The organism is Neobacillus sp. 114 (assembly GCF_030127045.1).
Lineage (GTDB): Bacteria > Bacillota > Bacilli > Bacillales > Cytobacillaceae > Neobacillus > Neobacillus rhizophilus.
Map to the genome: position 1 here is coordinate 6,016,380 of NZ_CP126144.1, position 20,743 is coordinate 6,037,122.

17 protein-coding genes are annotated in these 20,743 nt (G+C 39.0%); 4 read left to right on the forward strand and 13 right to left on the reverse strand.

All coding sequences use genetic code 11. The features are described 5' to 3' along the window. Positions 1–561: 561 nt before the first annotated feature. The 4 genes from QNN06_RS29380 to QNN06_RS29395 form a co-directional block, all read right to left on the reverse strand. Positions 562–1,839: a TRAP transporter large permease gene (locus QNN06_RS29380; protein ID WP_217032780.1), complete on the reverse strand. Its 1,278-nt coding sequence runs from the start codon at positions 1,837–1,839 to the stop codon at positions 562–564. Beyond that, complete coding sequence (locus tag QNN06_RS29385) at positions 1,836–2,399, reverse strand: TRAP transporter small permease (RefSeq protein ID WP_284036576.1); 564 nt, start codon at positions 2,397–2,399, stop codon at positions 1,836–1,838. The genes QNN06_RS29380 and QNN06_RS29385 overlap by 4 nt, the downstream gene beginning before the upstream one ends. A gap of 83 nt (positions 2,400–2,482) precedes the next feature. Then, positions 2,483–3,535, reverse strand: coding sequence for a TRAP transporter substrate-binding protein (locus tag QNN06_RS29390; protein ID WP_284036577.1), 1,053 nt, complete (start codon positions 3,533–3,535; stop codon positions 2,483–2,485). A 45-nt stretch (positions 3,536–3,580) separates the two neighbouring features. Continuing rightward, positions 3,581–4,597, reverse strand: a complete 1,017-nt coding sequence (locus QNN06_RS29395; protein WP_284036578.1) for a zinc-binding alcohol dehydrogenase family protein — start codon at positions 4,595–4,597, stop codon at positions 3,581–3,583. A 428-nt stretch (positions 4,598–5,025) separates the two neighbouring features. Between QNN06_RS29395 and QNN06_RS29400 the strand changes: the two genes are divergently transcribed. Next, positions 5,026–5,694, forward strand: coding sequence for a GntR family transcriptional regulator (locus tag QNN06_RS29400; RefSeq protein ID WP_213117317.1), 669 nt, complete (start codon positions 5,026–5,028; stop codon positions 5,692–5,694). A 244-nt stretch (positions 5,695–5,938) separates the two neighbouring features. On the opposite strand, the gene QNN06_RS29405 is transcribed toward QNN06_RS29400, so the two are convergent. Further along, entirely contained in the window at positions 5,939–6,238 is a 300-nt protein-coding gene (locus QNN06_RS29405) for a hypothetical protein (protein WP_213117316.1), read from the reverse strand. 239 nt (positions 6,239–6,477) lie between these two features. On the opposite strand from QNN06_RS29405, the gene QNN06_RS29410 reads away from it, so the two are divergent. Further along, entirely contained in the window at positions 6,478–7,062 is a 585-nt protein-coding gene (locus QNN06_RS29410; protein WP_284036579.1) for a helix-turn-helix domain-containing protein, read from the forward strand. Positions 7,063–7,814: 752 nt separating this feature from the next. Here the strand turns inward: QNN06_RS29410 and QNN06_RS29415 are convergent. Together QNN06_RS29415 and QNN06_RS29420 are read right to left on the reverse strand one after the other, a co-directional pair. Next, the gene (locus QNN06_RS29415; protein ID WP_213117314.1) at positions 7,815–8,198 is read right to left on the reverse strand and encodes a VOC family protein; all 384 of its coding nucleotides are present in this window, start codon (positions 8,196–8,198) and stop codon (positions 7,815–7,817) included. A gap of 128 nt (positions 8,199–8,326) precedes the next feature. Then, positions 8,327–9,067, reverse strand: a complete 741-nt coding sequence (locus tag QNN06_RS29420) for an SGNH/GDSL hydrolase family protein (RefSeq protein WP_284036580.1) — start codon at positions 9,065–9,067, stop codon at positions 8,327–8,329. 390 nt (positions 9,068–9,457) lie between these two features. Here QNN06_RS29420 and QNN06_RS29425 point away from each other — a divergent pair, with 390 nt between their 5' ends. Further along, entirely contained in the window at positions 9,458–10,318 is an 861-nt protein-coding gene (locus tag QNN06_RS29425) for a hypothetical protein (RefSeq protein ID WP_284036581.1), read from the forward strand. Positions 10,319–10,576: 258 nt separating this feature from the next. Here the strand turns inward: QNN06_RS29425 and QNN06_RS29430 are convergent, their stop codons facing one another. From QNN06_RS29430 to QNN06_RS29440, 3 genes are all read right to left on the reverse strand, one after another. Beyond that, complete coding sequence (locus tag QNN06_RS29430; RefSeq protein WP_284036582.1) at positions 10,577–11,038, reverse strand: hypothetical protein; 462 nt, start codon at positions 11,036–11,038, stop codon at positions 10,577–10,579. 43 nt (positions 11,039–11,081) lie between these two features. Next, entirely contained in the window at positions 11,082–13,241 is a 2,160-nt protein-coding gene (locus QNN06_RS29435) for an esterase/lipase family protein (protein ID WP_284036583.1), read from the reverse strand. Positions 13,242–13,378: 137 nt separating this feature from the next. Continuing rightward, a complete protein-coding gene (locus tag QNN06_RS29440; RefSeq protein WP_284036584.1) occupies positions 13,379–14,863 on the reverse strand; it encodes a tetratricopeptide repeat protein in 1,485 nt (494 codons plus the stop codon). A 403-nt stretch (positions 14,864–15,266) separates the two neighbouring features. On the opposite strand from QNN06_RS29440, the gene tagU reads away from it, so the two are divergent. Beyond that, on the forward strand, positions 15,267–16,196 hold the full coding sequence (gene tagU, locus QNN06_RS29445) for a polyisoprenyl-teichoic acid--peptidoglycan teichoic acid transferase TagU (protein ID WP_213117308.1): 930 nt from the start codon (positions 15,267–15,269) through the stop codon (positions 16,194–16,196). 166 nt (positions 16,197–16,362) lie between these two features. Here tagU and QNN06_RS29450 read toward each other — a convergent pair whose 3' ends face one another. Genes QNN06_RS29450 through QNN06_RS29460 form a run of 3 tightly spaced genes read right to left on the reverse strand, consistent with a single transcriptional unit; the run spans position 16,363 to position 20,674 of the window. Further along, entirely contained in the window at positions 16,363–17,775 is a 1,413-nt protein-coding gene (locus tag QNN06_RS29450) for a sodium:solute symporter family transporter (protein WP_213117307.1), read from the reverse strand. 54 nt (positions 17,776–17,829) lie between these two features. Beyond that, complete coding sequence (locus QNN06_RS29455) at positions 17,830–19,464, reverse strand: N-acyl-D-amino-acid deacylase family protein (protein WP_213117306.1); 1,635 nt, start codon at positions 19,462–19,464, stop codon at positions 17,830–17,832. Further along, positions 19,457–20,674, reverse strand: a complete 1,218-nt coding sequence (locus QNN06_RS29460) for a YgeY family selenium metabolism-linked hydrolase (RefSeq protein ID WP_213117305.1) — start codon at positions 20,672–20,674, stop codon at positions 19,457–19,459. The genes QNN06_RS29455 and QNN06_RS29460 overlap by 8 nt, the downstream gene beginning before the upstream one ends. Positions 20,675–20,743 lie beyond the last annotated feature (69 nt).

The window sequence follows — 20,743 nt, forward strand, 5'->3', positions numbered from 1 at the left end:
GAAAAAATTATTAATTAGTCACCGTTGCTGCTTTGATTGTCGCATTCATTGTTAAAGCTGGCGAGAAATTCCTCAAAAGATCGATGATCCTTATCCGCGGTATTCATTTGCTATTCATTCTCATCGTCTTTCTAGGGGTGCTTACTCAGCAAATATTGGGCAATTTCTCTGGAGATATGCAGGAGATTACTGTCCTATATTAAACCGAAACATGGCTGGATCAGATTCAATACTGAATTTCGAACTTTCTCTCTTTAAGAGAGGAGGCGATATTTACTATATCGAATGAAACACAGGGACGGTTCTTCTGCCTCACAAGGTGAAGCAGAAGAACCGTCCCCTTGCATCATATGAGCAAATGAAGTGGTGAAAGTCACATCGCCCTTTGGAAATCCTAAAATGACGAAAGCCAACTACCTTTTCAGAGTGGCAGTTGGCTTTTCAATTTTAAAAGAACCTTGATTAGGAACGGAACTCTCGCTGTCCCCCGTTTCGTGGAATAGCAACTTTCTCAGCCCAATGGATAGAAATGACACACGAGAACCGTCCCCATGCATCATTCTAATGGAACCATCCCAACGGAACCATAACAAGAGATGGAAATAGTGTTAATAGGATAAGTATAATGATTTCCGCTATTAAAAATGGCCATACGCCTTTCATGATATCATCCATACCAATTTTCCCTACCCCTGCAGCAACATTAAGAACGGTTCCAACTGGAGGAGTTAAAAGACCAATACAATTATTTAATACGAATAATAGGCCAAAGAATACCGGATCAATTCCTGCTTGGTTGACCACAGGCATAAGTACCGGCGTTAGAATTAAGATGGTTGGTGTTACATCCATTGCTGTCCCAACAATAAGGACAATTAAATTGATGATGATAAGCAGCAAAAGTTGATTGTCCATAAACGGCTCCAGCAACGTGATAAGTTGACCTGGAATATTGGCCACGGTGATTAACCAACTGGATACCATTGCTGCCGCAGCCAAAAGCATGACAATACTAGTTGTTTTAGCCGCAACGACTAGTACCTCATAAAGTTTCTTTAACTTTAATTCCCGATAGATGACCAATCCTACAAACAAAGCATAAAAAGCAGCAACAGCAGCCGCTTCGGTCGGTGTGAAAATACCACCCCGTAATCCACCGATAATAATGAGAGGCATGAGCAATGCCCAAAAGGCAGAACGAGTTGCAGCCCATTTCTCTTTAGCCGTCTTACGCGGCTGGGCAACTGTTTTATCTTTTCTGACAATAATTGTCCAAGTGATGGTTAAAGAAACTGCAAGTAACAGACCCGGTACGATGCCCGCCATAAATAACTTCGAAATTGAAACACCCGCTGTCACTCCAAATACAATCATCGGAATACTAGGAGGAATGATAGGCGCAATGATTCCACCTGCTGCAATAAGTCCTGCTGAACGGTTCCGATTGTACCCTGCACTTACCATCATCGGAATAAGAATGGCACCGAGTGCTGCTGTATCCGCTACAGCTGACCCAGATAATCCAGCAAATAAAACACTCGCAATAATGGCTACATATCCCAGTCCTCCACGAATATGACCCACATACGCCATGGCAAAGCTAATAATCCGTTTTGAAATTCCCCCTGCATTCATTAACTCTCCAGCAAGGATAAAGAAGGGAATTGCCATAAGTGGAAAATTATCGGCACCATCAATTAAGTTGGCAGCTAAAATTTGTGTATCAAAATTACCCATAAATAACATGAGAATAATACCGCTAAGTAAAAGTGCGAAAGCAATTGGAATGCCAAATGCCATAACAGCTAGAAGTGACCCTACAAAAACTGCCAATGTCATGACATCTTCTCCCCTTTTCCATCATTAGTATGTTCGAGCTCCATTTGTTCGACAAGTTCCTCCGAGTCCGTTGTCATGACAAATTCACTTTCACTCATTTTGTTAAATAAAACACGGAATAGTCTTAGAATAATAATAAGCCCCATACCGACACTCATAACCATACCAATCATATAAATATAGGCATACGACATACCGGTAGCAGGTGCCGATTGGTCGACATTCATCATTGTAAGCTTCCAACTACCATCGAAAACGAGGATCAGTGTAACCATCATTAGTAAATTGCTGATCACGTAAACGATCTTTTTCCCTTTTAAAGGTAATTTCTTTACGATCGAATCGACTCCTAAATGCTCATTATCTTTCAATGCAAGAATGGCACCTAAGAAAATTAACCAGATAAATAAAAAACGCGATACTTCTTCTGACCAGGTAATTCCTGAATTAAAGGCGTAGCGCAATACAACGTTTCCAAATACAAAGATCGCCATTAGCGAGAGAAACAGCGCAATGATGAATTTCAAAAAGGAGTAAACCTTTTGGATCAATACTTCCACTAAACACATCCCCTTACAAAACGAATAGAGCGTTCCAAAAAGCAGAGCAGGGTTCCTAAAGAACCCTTACTCTTTAACCATGATTATTTTCCCTGTTGTTTAATTTTCTCTACCATTTCTTTTGCCCACGGAAATTCTTTATAGTAGGATTCATACATTGGCTGAACGGCTTTTTCCATCTCACTCATAAACTTTTCATCTGGAGTAACAAATTTCATCCCTTTTCCTTGCAAGAATTTCTTATCAGATTCATAGCTTTCCTCTGATAACTTCCACTCATAATCAGCATATTCTATTGCTGCCTCTTCTACAGCCTTCTTTTGATTAGGAGATAACTTCTTCCAAAAAGCCTGATTGACAATAAGAACATTTGGCGTAAATCCGTGGCGCGATTCCAAGATGTGCGATTGAACCTCATAAAAACCAGAGGATTTGACTACGCCAATTGGATTATCTTGACCGTCTACCACTTTTTGTTCCATCGCTGTAAATACTTCTGAAAGGGGCATTGGTGAAACATTTGCTCCTAATGCTTGTCCCAATTCCACGAAAACAGGTGTATTAGGCATACGCAGTCTAAGTCCTTTAAAATCTTTCATACTGGCAACCTCTCTATTAGAGGAAACCATTCTAAATCCGTTTGCACTCCATGCTAGTGCATGAACGCCATGAACTTTCTCCAACTCATCCGTCATTTCTTTTCCAATAGGGCCATTTAATACTTCCTTTGCATGTTTGAAATCTCTTAACAAGAAAGGTCTTTCTACAACACCCATTTTAGGAACATCGGCCTGCATAATCATACCAGGTATGCCCATTTCAATCGTTCCGTTTCGTACACCTGTATAAAACTCTTTTTCCCCGCCTAGTTTATTATTTTCGTAGATTTCTACTTTTAACGATCCACCTGACTTTTCTTCAACTAGCGGTTTAAATTTTTCCTGCAACGCAACATTTTGAGGATGATCGATTGCGTAGTAATTGGCTACCTTGATCGTATAGGATTTGTCTTTGCTGCCTTCGCTCTCCTTATTGCTGTCCTTATTCCCCGATGCTTGATCAGTTTTACCTCCACAAGCAGCTAAAACAGTTGTGATCATAAGAATGACGGCTAAAATCATACTCCACTTTTTCATTACCTTATCTCCCCTTTATCTTAATTTTTATATTTAGCTTAATAATTAGAATGTAATCATTGCCTTTATGGTGTTTGACTCTGGTTTAGAAAGAGATTCAAATTCCTCCATTATTTCCTCAAACGAAGTTTTTGAGGTGATAAAGGCATTGGTATCAACCTGCCCTTGTTTAATGGTTTGAATCACATACTCAAAATCTTGTTTTGTCGCATTCCGGCTTGAAAGAAGCGTTAATTCCTTCCTATGAAACTCTGGATCCGGGAAAGAAATATCTGCCTGAACAAGTCCAACATAGACAATTCTGCCTCCATTAGCAGCATAATTGTATGCGTTATTCATTGAATTTACATTGCCAGTAACATCAAAGACAACGTTTACAAAATCACCATTTGTAATCTTCTTGATTTCTTCAATGGCATCAGTTGAAGCAACATCGATCACATAATCAACATCAGCCCATTTTTTGCAAAAATCTAACCGCTTTTCATTCACGTCCAGAGCAATCACCTTTGCTCCAGCTAATTTGGCAAATTTCATAACCCCTAAACCAATCGGGCCAGCACCGATGACAGCCACAAATTCAGAGTGGTTAATATCTGCGCGTCTAACTGCATGTGCACCAATGCTAAAGCATTCAACTGTAGCCGCTTGTTCTAATGTGATATCATTCGTTTTCATTAAATGCGAAACGGGAATCGTCATATATTCCTGCATACCACCATCCGTATGTACCCCCAGAACCTCTAACTTTGTACAACAATTAGGTTTTCCATTACGGCATGCAATACATGTTCCGCATTCAAGATACGGAATGATCGTTACTTGGTCACCAATGACATAATTCTTTTGGCTGGTCTTTATATCGACAATTTCCCCTGCCAATTCATGACCTAAAACCCTTGGGTAACTAAAATACGGCTGACGCCCCCGATAGGCATGAAAGTCCGTTCCACAAATGCCAACACGACGAATACGAATTAATGCCTCACCGTCTTTTATAGATGGCTTTGTAACATCATTCATAACAAACTGATTAGGTTTTTCACAAACAAGACTTTTCATGTTGTCTTCCTCTCTTTTCCGTTCGTAATCTAAATGAAAAAATAACTCTAATTACAGACAATGAACCAGCCCCCCGATGGCAACGTTTACAATTAATCCATAACATAATTCGTTCATTTACTAGCATCTCAATTTCCCTGTGAAGTGTAACATGTTACACTTCACAGATTTAGAATACATTCCTTCTAATTAATCGTCAACACTTTTTTGAATTAACTGATAAATAAAAGTGAAAGCGGCTCTTAAAAATCCTTATTTTTCACTAATCAGTCTTGAATAGTAAAAGGTCTTCTACTAAAAAGAATTGACGATTTGCAGCTCATTCATTATAATTTTTACAGTATAGTAATTTTACTAATTTTTACTTTTATTCATTTCTGTGATATGTTACGTATTACAATGCAAAAATCAAGGTAGGTGAATAGAGATTGTCCGGTGAAATCGAGACTTCACTTTTAACAAACCAGGTCTATAAAGTGCTTAGGGGAAAAATTATCGATGGAAAATACAAACCAGGCGATAAACTAGATATTTATAAGCTTGCAGACGAATTCGAGGTAAGTCGTTCTCCAGTGAAAAGCGCTATTGATCAGCTTGTTCATGAGGGTCTGCTAGAGATCGTCCCCCGTAAAGGGACCTATGTCACACAATTACAATTTACTAATTTTATTGAAGTCCTTGATGCGCGCTTAATGATAGAAATGTGGGCTGCACAAAGAATTATCAACACAATCTCAGAAACTCAACTCCAAGAATGGGCAACTATAGTAGACGAAATGGATTCGTTAATAGAGGTAAACCCATTCCCATTTGATTTGTATATTGAATTAGATGTTAAGTTTCATAAAGCTTTAGTCGAATGGGCAAACAATAAAAAAATCAAGGATATTTATAGTTCTTTAAATACACATGTTGCCTTGTCTCGCATTGTGCATCCAACCTCACTAAAAAGTACGATTAAAAGACATAGTCACCATCATCGTTTAGTTGAAGCCATGAGGGAACGAAATCTTCCTACTTTTCTAGGAGTATTAAAGCTTCATATCGAAAGTCTAAAAAAAGAGTCCGAATCATGCTGGGACGATGTTGTAAAATAAATTCCACATGGACCGTTCTTTAAGGAGACAATCGAAGGTATTGCGCGTGAAAAGGCCCGACTAGCGAATAGGAGCTAGTCGGGCCTTTTGCTATTTTATGTAAGTGAGTGGGAGTCAGACCCATAGCCCGGGTTCGGCTTCCCCTTCCCTTTATGGGGTACCTCACCAACGCCTTTTTACTGCGGCTCAGGCACCCAGACCCTTCTGATTAGGATTGATATCCCCTCATGATTGTACTTCATTTTTACTGTTCATGAGTCCAAGAGACAGCTTCTCCTGTTGATGGGCAGCTTGGGAATTTTTCTCCTTGGTTAAGTACTATATGTTCGCCATCTGCATCTACATAATGCCCTGATTCCATTACTGTTTCACCAGTTCTATGAGTATGGCTTTCGTGCGTCCAGGTTGTAGATTTCCCTGTTGATGGGCATTCAGGAAATGTTTCGCCTTGACGAAGTTCTTTCTTCTCTCCATCTGCATCTATATATTGCCCAGATTCCATTACTGTTTCTCCTGTATGATGATGGTCTGTGAAGTGACTCAAAAATAACTCCTCCTTTGAATTAGTTAACCACCATATTCTCCCACAGACCCATTATTTTATTCTGTTATTTGTCCTCTCACTTATTTTCGCCACACCTAGTGATTTGAAGGAAAAAGCCGTAAGAAATAATGAATATCCGCCATTCCTAAACCGACGTCCCTCCATATAACTCTACGGAGCGTTTGTTGATTCAAAACTTTTAAAGTTCTATCATGGCAGTAGAGCAGGAGGAGAAATTGATGGATAATCGTAAAATTGGAGAGTTAATTTTAAATTTGCGGAAGGAAAAGGGACTAACACAGAAACAATTAGCTGATCAAATGAATATTTCTGATCGAACGATTTCAAAATGGGAGCGTGGGTATGGCTGCCCAGACATCACGCTATTGCCAAGCTTATCAACTCTCCTCGGAGTAAATATCGAAAATATCTTAGATGGTGCATTATCGTCGAATGAATTTGTAGGGGGAAATATGAAAAAGTCTCATTATTTTGTCTGCCCGTCCTGTCTTAATATAGGATTGGCAACTGGAAATATGACCGTATCTTGTTGCGGAAGAAAGCTGGAACCATTAGAAGCGAAGATAGCAACAGACGAAGAAAAGCTATCCGTTTCAGAAATCGATCATGAATGGTTTATTTCAAGCGACCATCCTATGACAAAAGATCATTATATTTCATTTATTGCTTTTGCAACAGGTGACCAGGTACAAATTATGAAACAGTATCCCGAGTGGAGTCTACAAACACGTATCCCGAAACGCAAACACGGCAATCTGTTATGGTATGATACTCAACTCGGTTTATTTTATCAGCTTGTCTAGTTTTACTACCCTATTTTTTAACTTTCCCTCACTCTTTGAAGGTGAGGGATTCTTTATCGGATGGCCCCTTCTTTTCAAAGAAGGGTATAGAAGGGAAAATTCTACTCTAAAAAGGGGTTGGAAAGTAAATCGCTAATTTTGGAAAGTAAAAGTAGAAAATCGGAAAGTATTTGCCAAAAAGTGAAAGTAAAATCATCAAAGTGGAAAGTAACCACACCAAATCGGAAAGTATATCCAAATAAATGGAAAACACTCCAAATAGGTCATTATTTTTTCTCTTATTTTCACTGATAATTCACACAGTAAATCGTATACCACTTTCGTAAGACCGCAATTTTCATTGTATTGTTACGATTTTAGTGCTAAAAACAGGTACGAAAACACAACTTTGATAAAATGGAATGCGATATTTAGTGCAAAATGCATACATTTTAAAAAAAAGCACTTTAAAAGAGTGAAACAAATTTCTTTCACCCAATTATGTTGATGTCCCAAACATTCCCACACATTCAACATCCATTCTCGAATCATTCCGTCTCGACTTTCCCCTGGTTGTTGGTTCAAAACATCAAGAACATTCAATGAATAAACGGATTGATCGGGTACCTGCAATTTCTTTTGAAAAAGGAACCTTAGATTGCCCCTGAATCGGTGTTTGTCTGATACCTTGGCTCCCCTTTCTTGGTCAAGTTCGCCAATAGTTTGACAAATAAAAAAGCAAAGGTAAAAAAACTTTACCCTTGCTCAGAACATTAACAATTACAGATCATTAAAACATTACCATCTAAGTCCTTGAAATTAAAATAGGCAAAGTCACCTATGCGCTCTATTTCTTTAACGACTATTATCCCTTTATTTTTAATAAACTGGTAAGCTTCATCAATATCTTGGACGAAGAAATTAAATAGAACGTGGTTTGAAGGCTTCAATTTAAAGCCTGGGTCAAATGTGTGATCATCTAAAGTAAGGCCGGTTTCTGAAGTTACAGGGACATTGTAGACAGGAGAATTAACTTCTTCCTTATTAAACGGTAACCCAAGTAAATCACTGTACCATTCTGCAGATTTTTTTAAATCACTAACATGAATAAATACATTATTTACCTTACAGGCAATCGGAGAAACCGTTGAATTCATATACTTTCCACCTTTTTACTTTTTGTATATTAGAATTCAACAAAAAGTAAACAATAACCTCTTAAAAATTTTGAATTAATTAAGGCTGTTGATTTTCTTCAACAGCCCCAATCACTAACAATATTATTCTACTTTAATGCGTTTAAGCCAATATTTGCAAGCAACTCATGCCCGGCAAGAGACGGGTGGATGTCTCCCGATAAAAGGTAAAACGGACTCAATCCGATAACGTAGGCATTGGCAATGGCTAAATTCGGATAGTTTAACCCCTCTAATGCATGATTGATAGTCTGAATAAGAGGATTACCTAACAAATTAATTGGGTGTGATTCACCAAGGAATAGAAACGGATTATAAAAATTATATAGCACTATTTTAGCATGAGGGTTTAGCGCATTAATTTTTCCAACAATTAAACTAATATTTAGTTGAAGAATTTGGGCAGATGGACCAAGGCTATTAATTAATCTTATTATGGCCTCATTATCCAGATTTCCTCCGCTCGCCACATAAGCGTCTTTAATTGGCTTTAACAAATCGTTACTGCCAATATTCAACGTAATATAATCTGCCTTACTTACCGCTTGAATGAACTTTTGATCATGATTTAGCGCATTCAACAAGTCTGATGTCTTCCATCCTGGGACAGCTAGGTTGCGGACGCGGAGGTCGGCTGCTTCTCCAATTAAATACGGAAAGGCATCTCTTGATGGTTCATCCATACTATCGGTAAGCCCATACCCAAATGGGATAGAATCACCCAATGCAACCAATGATTTTTTTGCATTTTCACTCTTGGCAAATCCTGATGTTGTAAAAAATAAACTGACAACTAAAAGCAACGGCAACAGCTTCAAAATTCCTTTCAACTTTTTTCCTCCCTCATTCCTTATTATGTAGCCATTATTCATTATAATTAGGCCCAAAGAAGGAGTTTGTCGAAACTAATAGATAGAATAGTATTTAATTTCTATTATAAACTGACAAATTAACCATCAGATGCTCCATTATGAGCCATATCCAAAAAGTCTGAACACCAGCAATATCCGAGCGGTGACAGCTGCACCCGAACTTTTTATAAGATTTCTAATGCGTTTTATCACAAATGTCGAATTATTAGGTATATAATACTAAAGGGCTTTTGAGAGTGTCCGCTCATCAAAATCTACATAACGCGGAAAAGGAACTCTCAAATAAAAGATACGAAAACTAGTGATTTTTATTTTAAAAAGATATAAGAAAAAGTGGGAGTACATAAGATGAAAAAAATATGCGCATTACTGATGGCAGGCCTTCTATTAACTGGTTGTTCAGCAGCTTCGACTGGTTCATCATCTGATTCCGAAGCGAACTCGGACACTGTAACGGAAAGCGACATTAGTTCTGAGGAAAATGGTATTGCTCGGTATATTAATAGCTATATAGAGGGTTACATTGAAAATGTTCAGAGTAAGATGCCTTCTCCTGATGATTTAATGTTAATGGATTCTGGAAAAAAAGAATCTGTTGTTTTTGAAAGTTTGCTTTACTTGCATAAAGATATCGCACAAGGTTTAGAAGTGCCTAAATACTATGAACCAGAGAAATACACAAAAATTATCGAGTTATATCACCTTTCGATAGAAAAATATCTAGAGTATCTCCATGCCTACCAACAAGGAACCGGTTTATTAGACGAACCCTATGAACTAGGCTCACAATATGCAAAAGAGGCACAGGCGATCATTGATGATATCAGTAATAAGGAACCATCAACTAAATTGGTTGGTACCAAAAAGAAAGACGTTTCTTATAAAGTTGGCGATTTGTACTTATTGAAATATGATATATCAGGTACGAAAACATTAAAGGATTATCAAAAATTAAATAAAATGATAGATCCTGTACCTGTACGAACAGAGACGGGGCTAATCTTCGCAGGGGATGTCGAAACGAAAAATGGTGAAATGAAAGAAGTAGACGTTGATACGATCTTTCTTCCAAAGGACAGCTTGATTCATATAAAAGAAATGGATAAAGAATCAAATGACCTTGCCTTGGTAAAAATAATTGAGGGCGAGAATAAAGGTCAAGAATTATGGATCGATACGTCCATTTTAGATATATCTGAAAATCAGTAGAGTCAGGTTTCTTAATATTTCTTTTCTTAAATAAGGGATTGTAATCCAGCCCTGTCTGAGCGGATGAAGGCGTGAGAAACATTCATGAATAAAGCCAACCACCCTGTTTTAAGGATCGTTGGCTTTTATTCTTTGAGAGTATGTTCATCTTGGGGAGATTACCACAATAACTAAATGGATCCAGCCATAACCGATCACTGTTTGCGCCTCTTAGCCAATGTTAGAAATGACACACGAGAACCGTCCCCATGCATCACATTACTCGTCTGAACCAACAAATTTCCACTGACCATTTTCTAAAACAAAAACCCAGTTGGTGTTTATCGTTTTGGTCTGTCCGTTTTGAGTAATTTTCATACGAATGGGTTTTTTTAATACTTTAAAAGAACCGTCCTCTTTAACAGATTCTTTCCCATTATCTTTAATATCCTCTACTGTCAATCCTTCTGGTTTACTTTGCAGGAACTGTTCCAACGTGAGATTTTTAGTGACAGTACTACTCAGAGATTGATAGATAGCAGTATAATCATTTTTTTCATAAGCCTCTTTTACGCTATCCACAAACTCAGCAGCTGAATCATCCGTTTTTGTTTTCTGTACATTTGCCGAAAATGATTTTTGGCTTGCCGTTTTGCCGTGATTGGATGACAGAAAATATACTGTGGCTCCTAATGCTATTAACACAACAGCAGAAATAGCAGCCACCCACCATTTTTTCATCGCTTATTTCTCCTCTCGATTCTAGTTGCTACTTTATCCTTTGTCATTGAACCATGATGTTAATTTTATATTCAAGATCCCATTCATCCAGAGGTAAAATGCTGATATAAGAAGGGCCTGATTTAGTCGCTTTTATGATAAAAACATCTTCACCAGGTTGTACTAATTCCATGACATCCCCGCCGAATAACGTCCTTTCAAAATATTCATTTCTATCAAGTTGGTCAGTTCGTGTAACTTTAATAGTATCTCCCACCTTTAACGTAAGGGTCCCGCCGTTTGGAGTACTTGCAGTCCCTTTTCCATTTGTGGTGATTTGATAGTTCACGGCATACTCCGTTGGTGAATTGGTTGGTTGGCTCTGGCTGTTGCTGGCCGCTGAAGGTTCTATTTCAGGCGGTACAGGTTCGTAATCTGAGCTTTCCGCATAAATCATCACGTGGTCAAAATCCACATAGTTGTCGACAATATACACCTTTTTACCCATATAAGATGTCTCTTTGACCAGTTTGGCATCATGCCCATGTTTTTTCGCATACGTCTTGATTTCCGACCACGTTAGGTTTAATGGTTCATTTTTGTAATCGACGAATTTCCATTTATCCAATACCCATTTCCCGTTCTTCCTTACTGCTGTGTAATAGACCGTATCCATCGTTGCCATGATTTCATTCTTGAATTCAATAGAGGAAGCAACAATCTTAGAAGGAGTACGCTCATGGATTGTAAACCGAACATCAAAATCATCAATAGGGAAATAGGCATAATCGCCGCCGCCTTTAAAATAATTAGAGGCGATTTTTTCTAATTCCCCATCAGTAAAGTTTTGAGTAGCATAGTTTAATAGCTGAGGCCTTATCATCGAAAAATTAGACATATTCTGCACATTTTCCCATCCATGTTTTTTTACATGGTCCTGATAGGTCTGTACGATGCCGTTTTTAAGGTTTTGAATGATGTTTCTTGTTTCCGCAGCCGTTGGAGTCTCATTTTCAGCTTCTGTTTTGAATACATTCATCATGGTTTCGTACAAGTTACCCCTTGTATTGGTTTCATCACCGACAGAAATTGTATCAATCTTTCCCCAATCTGACGCAAGGATTGCAGTATGATGGTAGCCGCTATCCGAAATATTGGAAACAAATTCCTTTGATTTATTACTTATGCTTAATAAAAACGTAGCAAGTGAAACATTGAAACGCAAATCTTCATGATTTGCCCACTCATTTCCTTTTTTAAACTTAAACTTCGTTCCACCTAAATCACCTGTATCGGTCGGTGTATCTGTACCTGGAAAAATGACCCCATCCCCAATAGGGACATCTGCTCCATCGGAAATATTCCACAATCCCCCTGGAAGAACATTAATGGGATATTGTAAATGAATATCTCCATAAAAATTGTAATAAGGGATGGATTCAGGCGGATTCGTTTTGTTCGTGGTTTGGAACCATTCGCTTTTTGGGGCAAGGTCCCTTATAGCTGGAGCATTTAAATCTATAGGAGAATGATCTGCTATCGATTTCACAGCAAACTCCGCTACCTTACCCCCAACTTTTCCGTATTGTTTTTCAAAAGTCATTTCGAAACTTTGTCCAAACGCCTTTGCACCTGTCCCAATTCCGCCCCCAATAGGAGCCAGCCAGGATCCCTGCTGAACCCCGTGTAAAAAGGTGACAAATTTAATATACTTGGCATCTTCTTTTCCATACCTGGCCAATTCCCCACGGATGATGGAGGCTCCCATGCTATATCCGAAAAGAACCACTTTTTTGCCGTATTGGTCGTAACACTTTTTGATTTCCTTATGCAGTTCCTCTGCGTTTGTGGAAATATGAGGCAGGCTATTTCCACCTAATGAAACGTCGCTATACTTTTCATTTTCATCGTGATATGCAAAGTAAGACTCATTTGAGTCGCTCAATCCAACCACATGGTAGTTTCCTGTTTGTTCTAGCTCCTTTAAAAAAGCATGGACTGATGGGGCTTCTGAACTTAATTTAGTAGAGTCCATTCTAATCCCGTGAACAAAAATAATCGGCGTGGGCCCATCGGATGAAGATACGGTAGATTTGGAAGGCTGAGGACAAATGTTTGCCTCGTGCGCCGCTACAGGAGAACCGTTGAAAAAAAACAAGGTAATCATTAATGTAGCTATTATAAGTAGTGTCAAGATTTTCTTCTTTTTCGAAAGCACAATCAATTTTTATATCCCCTCTTAAATGTATTTTACACGTCTATGAGACTATAGATTCTAAATCACCTACTAATGGACTGATTGACAATCTCATCGACAAAAAAGAGCTTGGCTTATAGCCATAACTCTTAGACCTTTCTACTTTAAACTTTAGCTTGCTGGGCGTTTAAAACGAAAATCAATTTGTTTTTAATTTTATTTGCATCTTCCCTAATGTGAGGTAATTCATTTTTTAATTCGGAGATTTCCTTAGCAATCGTTTGAGAATTAGCTTTATTAGAACGGATATATTGTTTGATTCTTTCTTCGTTCCTACTTTTTTCTTCTAACGCCCTTGATAATACAGGAATACTAGTAAAGATACCAACGAGCACAAATACTCCAACAAAACCAGCAAAAAGAGGCATTACTGTAAATAAGAAAACCGAAACGATAGTTGATATTATTAACCCCCAAATATTCCCATTAGCGAAAAGTGTTTTCCAAAACTCACCATTAATTTGTTTATACTCATTTTTTAATCTTACTTGGTTCGTTTCATTGCTATTCAATTGTTTTGATTTTGATTCTATTTTTGCTTCTATATCCTTTATAATTTCAGCAAGTTGTTCACCAAGTAAAGTTTCAAACTTGTTAATTAATCTTGAAGCCGAAGTGATATATTCATCAGCTTTCCGATAACTTTCATATGTATCTTTTTCAAGTAACTTAGAAATCTTAGAGAGTAGTTGATGTATTTCTTCTCTCTTTTCATCCACTAAATTAGAAAAGTCGGAAAAGTATTTTCCTTTATCTGTAAGACTTAAAATTTCTTTTGAATCAGGAATAGATAAGAGCCTAATAGAATCAAATTTTTTCAGCACGTCGTCTTTTAAATATTCCTTTAAGGAGATAAGAAAATCATCTACTTCATCCTTATAAGAAAGAAAGTCTTTTTCAATGGCTGCTAGCGCGAAAAGCTTTGGATCTCTTTCAATAGAACGCTTTAATAGTTGAATGCCATCTGTTAAGTTACTTGTTTTCATCTCATAACGTGCATGATCAAATAAGTATCCCGGCTTTTCAGTTGAACGGATTGCTAATTTGATTGATCGTAGTGCTTCCTGATATTTCCCCATATTGTAATAGATCATGGAAATTAATTGATGGGAATACCCTAAAAAGTCATACTCCTCTCCATCAGGAGCATGAAGAACACTTTCATTCGCATAATCCAATGCTTTTTCAAAGTTATTCATTTTTATATATGCCAGTGAAATACCAATATAAGATCGGTAATGTAATGGATTAAGGGCTATTGCTTTTTGGAAATATTCAATAGAACGTTCTATAGCACCTCTTTCTACTAAACGCATAGCAAACCCGAAGTTTTCCATTGCTTCCGTTTTGTTCGGTGCTTTTAACGTTTCTTCTATATTTTGTAATATTTCATTTCTTTTCTTATTTTGAGATACTAACTCTAACCGTAATTGATGAATTTCATTAGATAGAGATTGTAAGTTATGAGATAAGTCTAAATTATGGAGTTCTTCTTCCATCCTGAACTTTCCTAAAGAATCATTAAATTCAGATACATAGTTTGAAATACTCCTTATATCACTTTCCAAAACATTATTAAGTGTGTTCATGGTGGCCTCCTGTAGAACAAGTGTTACTTTTTTACTAATTATAGATTAGATTAATTGTTTTGTCATAGTAAAAATTTATTCTTATCGAGATATCACCAATACTTTTCCGATGAAAGTGACAAACAGGGATGATGCAGAGGGATGATGCAGAGGGACGGTTCTAGTGTCTCAAATGGCTTAGGCTATAAACGAAGCTGCAAATGTAAATAGGAGGTTATCAGTATTTGAAAATGAGGCAAAAGAACCGTCCCCATGCCTCAGTTTGGAAAGTAAAAGTGAAATTGCCGATGAGGCACAAGAACCACCTCTATGTGTCTCTTGGAAATAAGTTAATAGTTACAATAGATATATTGTGTGAGAGAATGGAAGACTGATGTTATTTCACAAAAGGAGGTTTTCATAAATGAAAACTCAAAAAAGGAAGAAAAAGTGGGTTAAAATTACGCTCATCACTCTTCTTGTGTTGTTCCTATCATTCGGAATTTATAGTTATTCAGTATATAAATCGTTTAAAAACGCAGTTGATACCATGCACCAGCCAATCGAACGAAAACAATCAGATAAACGACAAGAGCCAGTTGAAGTAAAGAAGGATCCATTTACTGTCTTAATGCTGGGTGTGGATGAACGGCAAGGTGACAAAGGTCGTTCTGACTCCATGATCGTATTGGCTGTAAACCCACAAAAACAGTCGGTAAAAATGTTAAGCATACCGCGTGACACACGCACTGAAATAGTCGGCAAGGGAAAAGAGGACAAGATCAATCATGCTTATGCATTCGGCGGAGTACCGATGGCAATGGATACGGTTGAAAACTTTCTCGATATCCCGATTGATTATTATATCCAGATTAATATGGAAGGCTTTAAAGACATTGTTGATGCGGTTGGCGGGGTGACGGTTCAGAATGACCTGGACTTTACTGTCGGCCAATACCATTTCGCAAAAGGAAATATCACTCTGAATGGGGATGAAGCGTTAAGTTATTCGAGGATGAGACACGAGGACCCTAGAGGGGACTTTGGACGACAAGAAAGGCAGCGTCAAATCATTCAGGCAGTTATAAAAGAAGGTGCCAGCCTTTCTACCTTAACAAACTTCTCTGACATCTTTTCCGCACTTGGTAAAAATGTCAAAACAAACTTAACCTTTGACCAAATGGCAGCCATTCAAAAAAATGATAAAACGGCCGGAAACAGCATTGAACAAATCGAGATAAAAGAAACAGGCACAAAGATTAACAAAATTTATTATGGATTAGTCGCTCCAGAAGAGAAACAAAGGGTGCAAAGCGAATTAAAATCACAATTGGAGTTAAGCAATTCTAACTAAACTAATGTAATTAATGCTCGAATTAAGGTGATCCTCCCAATCCAGCACTCACCTAACAATAAAAACCAACAACCTTTGAAAGGTTGTTGGTTTTTTCGAATCAATATACCAATCTCTACTAAAAAGAACAGTTGCCTTATTATGGTTAGCAAGTTGCAATATCACTCTATGCCGTATACTGATCCTCCTGATTATACGCCGAAGGCGCTGCCGGGACTCCTCTATTGAGTTCGATTTTATTTACGATCAAGAAGGTTAATAAGCTGGCTACGCTTCCGGCAATGACAGCCATGATACCGAATGGTTCTTTTGCTAGCTGCCATCCGAGCCCGATAACGGTACCTGCTATAATAGAGTACAAACCGGCTTTTGGTGTAACTTTATCCCATACCAATCCTAGTAGATATGCTGCAAAAGGACCGGTTGAACGAAGAGTAAAGGCAAAAACAAGCAACGGAATGATTTGTTGGCTGAATAAAGAAATGCCAACCGCCACTAAACCTGAGATAACAACAAGCATTTTACTTAATTTAAGCTCTTTATGAGATTCTACGGCTTTCTTCGTAACAATTGGATAAATATCTTTTACGAATACACTTGCTACAGCAAGTAAATTTCCAGAGGCACTAGACAATGTTGCAGAAATGACACCTGACAGGAGAAGCCCTGAAATAAGCGGCGGCAATAATTCAACAGAAACGGTGGCCAATGCATCATTGGCATTAATTGTTGGAAACACAGCTAACGCAATTAAACCAAGAACAGCTGGAATGAAGGCATATAATGTCATTAAGATGCCGCATAATAGTGAACCTGTTACGGCTACTTTTTGATTTTTTGCGGAATAATAGCGCTGTACCGCTTCCTGTCCGGTTGAAAAGGTCATAAAGTACATGATGGTTAACCCGATGATGGTTCCCCATCCAATCTTGGTAAAGCCTAACTGTTCCTTCGGCAGATTGGACATAACCGCGTCTACACCTCCCGCACTGTGAAAGGCGAAGGGAACGGCAATCGCAAACCCAAAAACAATAAGGAAAAATTGCACAAAATCCGTAAGTGTAACACTCCACATTCCACCTAGATAGGTGTAGAACACAACCCCTAATCCTGCAATCAGAATTGCCCATGTTACACTAAAACCTGTTAATATATGGACAATTGATGCCGTTGCTGTAATTTGAACTGCAGCCAAGGCAGTTGAAGCTACAAAAGACAAGAAACTAGAAATAGCATAACTGCTTGTACCATATCTCCGGCCAATAATTTCCGGAACAGTTGTCGCCATTGCCTTCCGCATATAAGGGGCCACGAAAGATACTAGTAATATACCAATCCCAGCTGATACTACATACCAGCCGGCAGACAGCCCCCAATCACCATAAGCTTTAGAGGCGACACCAACAGAACTTCCTCCGCCAATCTCAGTTGCGGCCAATGTCCCTGCAAGCATAATTGGACCTAATCGACGGCCAGCAAGGTGATAATCGTTACTATCCTTGACCTTTGTTTTTGCATATAATCCAATTCCAATCATGGCTGCCATATAAACGATAACAATTGTCCAAATAATTCCCATAAATCATCCTCCTTAAAAATAGCTTGCATGACAATCTATATTTCAACTCTGTTCTTAACGGGACAATAACTCTTTTTCATTAACTCCTTGAACCCCTGGATAATGACGGCGAATCACCTTTCCCACAGCTTTCCGATAAGCCTGCTCACCTTGAATGACAACATCACCGTTGACGATGACTGTATCAATTCCAAGATTGAACTGGCGCGGTTTTTCAAATGTGGCTTGGTCGATAATTTCGTCTGGGTTAAAGATGACAATATCAGCGGCCAATCCCTCCCGTAAGATTCCGCGGTCCTGCAAACCTATGATTCTCGCAGGCTGAGATGTCATACGGCGAATCATATCTTCTAACGGGAGAACCTTTTCTTCCCTTACATATTTTCCAAGAATCCGAGGAAACGAACCGTAGGCACGTGGATGTGGTTCACCGCCTAATAAGCCGTCACTTCCAATCGTCCCAGCCGGGTGTGCAAGGATCGCCTTAACGGATTCCTCATTCATGACAAAATCAATCATCCCAACGCCATTTTTCTCATGGAGAATCAAATCCAGAGCTACTTCGGCACAATTTTCCCGGCCATCTAATTCAGCAATTTGTTCAATCGTCTTACCTACACAATACTGTTTCTCAGCAGATTCTACGGATGTAACAATAATTCCATCCCAACCTGCCCACTTCGACATGCTATCCCAGCCCTTAAAGCCTGTTGCCATCTCCTCGATCATTTTCTTCCGAAGCCCTTCATCGGCGAGGCGTTCGAGCAGCTGATCGGTGCCGCCAGCATGGACCCAAGGCGGCAGAATGGCACTCAGCATCGTACTTCCGGCCGTGTACGGGTATTGGTCAAAGGTTACTTCTAACCCTTCTTCCCGAGCTTGGTCAATCTTTTTTAATACATCCGGTGTCTTATGCCAGTTATCCTTACCGCAATTCTTTAAGTGTGAAAAATGAAGGTGAGCTCCGCACCGCTTCATCATGTCAATCAATTCCTGCATGGATTCCAGAATTTCGTCACCTTCACTTCTCTGGTGGATGACAAGCGGCACCCCGTATTCCGCAATCACTTGGCATAATGCCTCTAATTCCTTCATTTCGGCAAAACAGCATGGCGGGTATATTAATCCGGTCGATAAGCCAACTGCTCCTTCATCTAAAGAACGGCGGAGAACGTCTTGCATTTGTTTAATCTCGTCATCTGTAGCTGGACGATTGTCCAGTCCCATAACCTCCATACGGATATTCCCGTGCGGGGCAAGCACCGCCAAATTATAGCTTGGATTGTTCCTCTCAATCTTATCCAAATATTCAGAAACCGTTGTCCAGTCCCATTCAATTGGCGGATTACCATCTAATCCAGCCAAATTTTTTCTCCATGGCGAAACATATTCCTTCGGCAGCGGGGCTGCGGCAATTCCGTCCTGCCCTAGCAGGTCTGTTGTAATTCCCTGGCGAACCTTTGCCTCAATCAAAGGCTCATCAAGAATAACAAGATCGGAATGAGTATGCATATCAATAAATCCAGGACTTACAACCTGATTCTTCGCATCAATTTCTTCCTTAGCCTGGCAATTTGTTAATTTTCCAATCTTGACGATTTTTCCGTTCTCAATTGCCAAGTCCCCGTAGTACCATGGAGAACCCGTTCCATCAATAATTTTCCCGTTGCGAATAATTAAATCATACATGTTTTACAGTCTCCTTTTCCTTGGTATGAATGGATGTTAACGCTCTCATAATGGCCGAGTAGCCTGCTGTAGCTTTTACCAATTGAACTATCTCGATATATTCATCATCAACGTGAGCCTGTGATTCTAAAGACGGACCAAAACCGATTGTTGGAATATTTACTTCACCTGCAAAGTGGCTTCCATTTGTACAGAAGGAATAATGAGACAGCTCAGGTATAAGTCCAATCGCAGCTAATTCTTTTAATGGAAGCTGGACAAAATCTTCGTCATCATCATATAACCATCCTGGAAAAAATCGCTCATCACTAATTAAAGCCCCTGTATAACAGCGTTCCTCGCCGAAAGCGTACTTTAAGCTTGCTTTAAACTGCGGATCCTCCAACTGAAGCTTGTCAATGAGGTTCTGGATTGGCGCCAAAACGGATTCCTTTGTTTCCCCCACCAGCAGCCGGCGGTCAAATGTCACTGTACATAAGGATGGAACGACAGATGCCCCAGGATAAGGAGAGGATTTGATATCCGTTAATTCAAGTATTCCCTTTCCTAATACCTCATGTTCATTCACTGGCAGGTTCCGAATCTCAGAAAGGAGCTTCATCATATGATAAACCGCATTAATTCCTTTTTCCGGATTAGAGGAATGGGCAGGTTTTCCAACGGTTTCGACGACGATTTCCGCACGGCCCCTTTGTCCCCGATTTAGTTTTAAATTCGTAGCCTCTCCAATGACGACATAATCTGGGTTTACAATTTCACTAACCCGTCTTGTCGCTACTCCCTCAAAGCACTCCTCATGGACGCTGCATGAAACAACGACCTTACCAGGAAAAGCTTTCTTTGTATCTTCAGCAAAATTGATTGCTGCAGCAATCATGGCACTGACAGCCCCCTTCATATCGGAGGTTCCTCTGCCATAAATTTTTCCATCTCTTATTTCGCCTGAAAAAGGGTCGACTGTCCACTGCTCAGTATGTACTGGTACAGTATCAATATGGCCATCCAATAATACGGTCGGTCCCTCCATATTGCCGTTTATTACGAGCATGACATTCCCGTACTCATCCACAATACATTCATCAAAGCAATGCTGTTCAGCATATGCCTTAATCTCTTTTGCCACCAAATCCTCTTTGCCGGAATAACTTTTTAATCTCACTAATGATTGACAAAGCTTAATCACACTTTCTTTCCGTTTTTCTGTTAACACCTTTACTCCCCCTATAAAAAAATTGTATTCCTTTTCCAGATTGGCTCTTAGGCAAGGCACTTCACCGCG

Excerpts from the sequence above, each read along its gene's own strand:
- QNN06_RS29380 (WP_217032780.1), bottom strand. The coding sequence starts at position 1,839 with ATGACATTGGCAGTTTTTGTAGGGTCACTTCTAGCTGTTATGGCATTT.
- QNN06_RS29390 (WP_284036577.1), bottom strand. The coding sequence starts at position 3,535 with ATGAAAAAGTGGAGTATGATTTTAGCCGTCATTCTTATGATCACAACT.
- QNN06_RS29395 (WP_284036578.1), bottom strand. The coding sequence starts at position 4,597 with ATGAAAAGTCTTGTTTGTGAAAAACCTAATCAGTTTGTTATGAATGAT.
- QNN06_RS29410 (WP_284036579.1), top strand. The coding sequence starts at position 6,478 with ATGGATAATCGTAAAATTGGAGAGTTAATTTTAAATTTGCGGAAGGAA.
- QNN06_RS29415 (WP_213117314.1), bottom strand. The coding sequence starts at position 8,198 with ATGAATTCAACGGTTTCTCCGATTGCCTGTAAGGTAAATAATGTATTT.
- QNN06_RS29425 (WP_284036581.1), top strand. The coding sequence starts at position 9,458 with ATGAAAAAAATATGCGCATTACTGATGGCAGGCCTTCTATTAACTGGT.
- QNN06_RS29430 (WP_284036582.1), bottom strand. The coding sequence starts at position 11,038 with ATGAAAAAATGGTGGGTGGCTGCTATTTCTGCTGTTGTGTTAATAGCA.
- QNN06_RS29440 (WP_284036584.1), bottom strand. The coding sequence starts at position 14,863 with ATGAACACACTTAATAATGTTTTGGAAAGTGATATAAGGAGTATTTCA.
- tagU (WP_213117308.1), top strand. The coding sequence starts at position 15,267 with ATGAAAACTCAAAAAAGGAAGAAAAAGTGGGTTAAAATTACGCTCATC.
- QNN06_RS29450 (WP_213117307.1), bottom strand. The coding sequence starts at position 17,775 with ATGGGAATTATTTGGACAATTGTTATCGTTTATATGGCAGCCATGATT.
- QNN06_RS29455 (WP_213117306.1), bottom strand. The coding sequence starts at position 19,464 with ATGTATGATTTAATTATTCGCAACGGGAAAATTATTGATGGAACGGGT.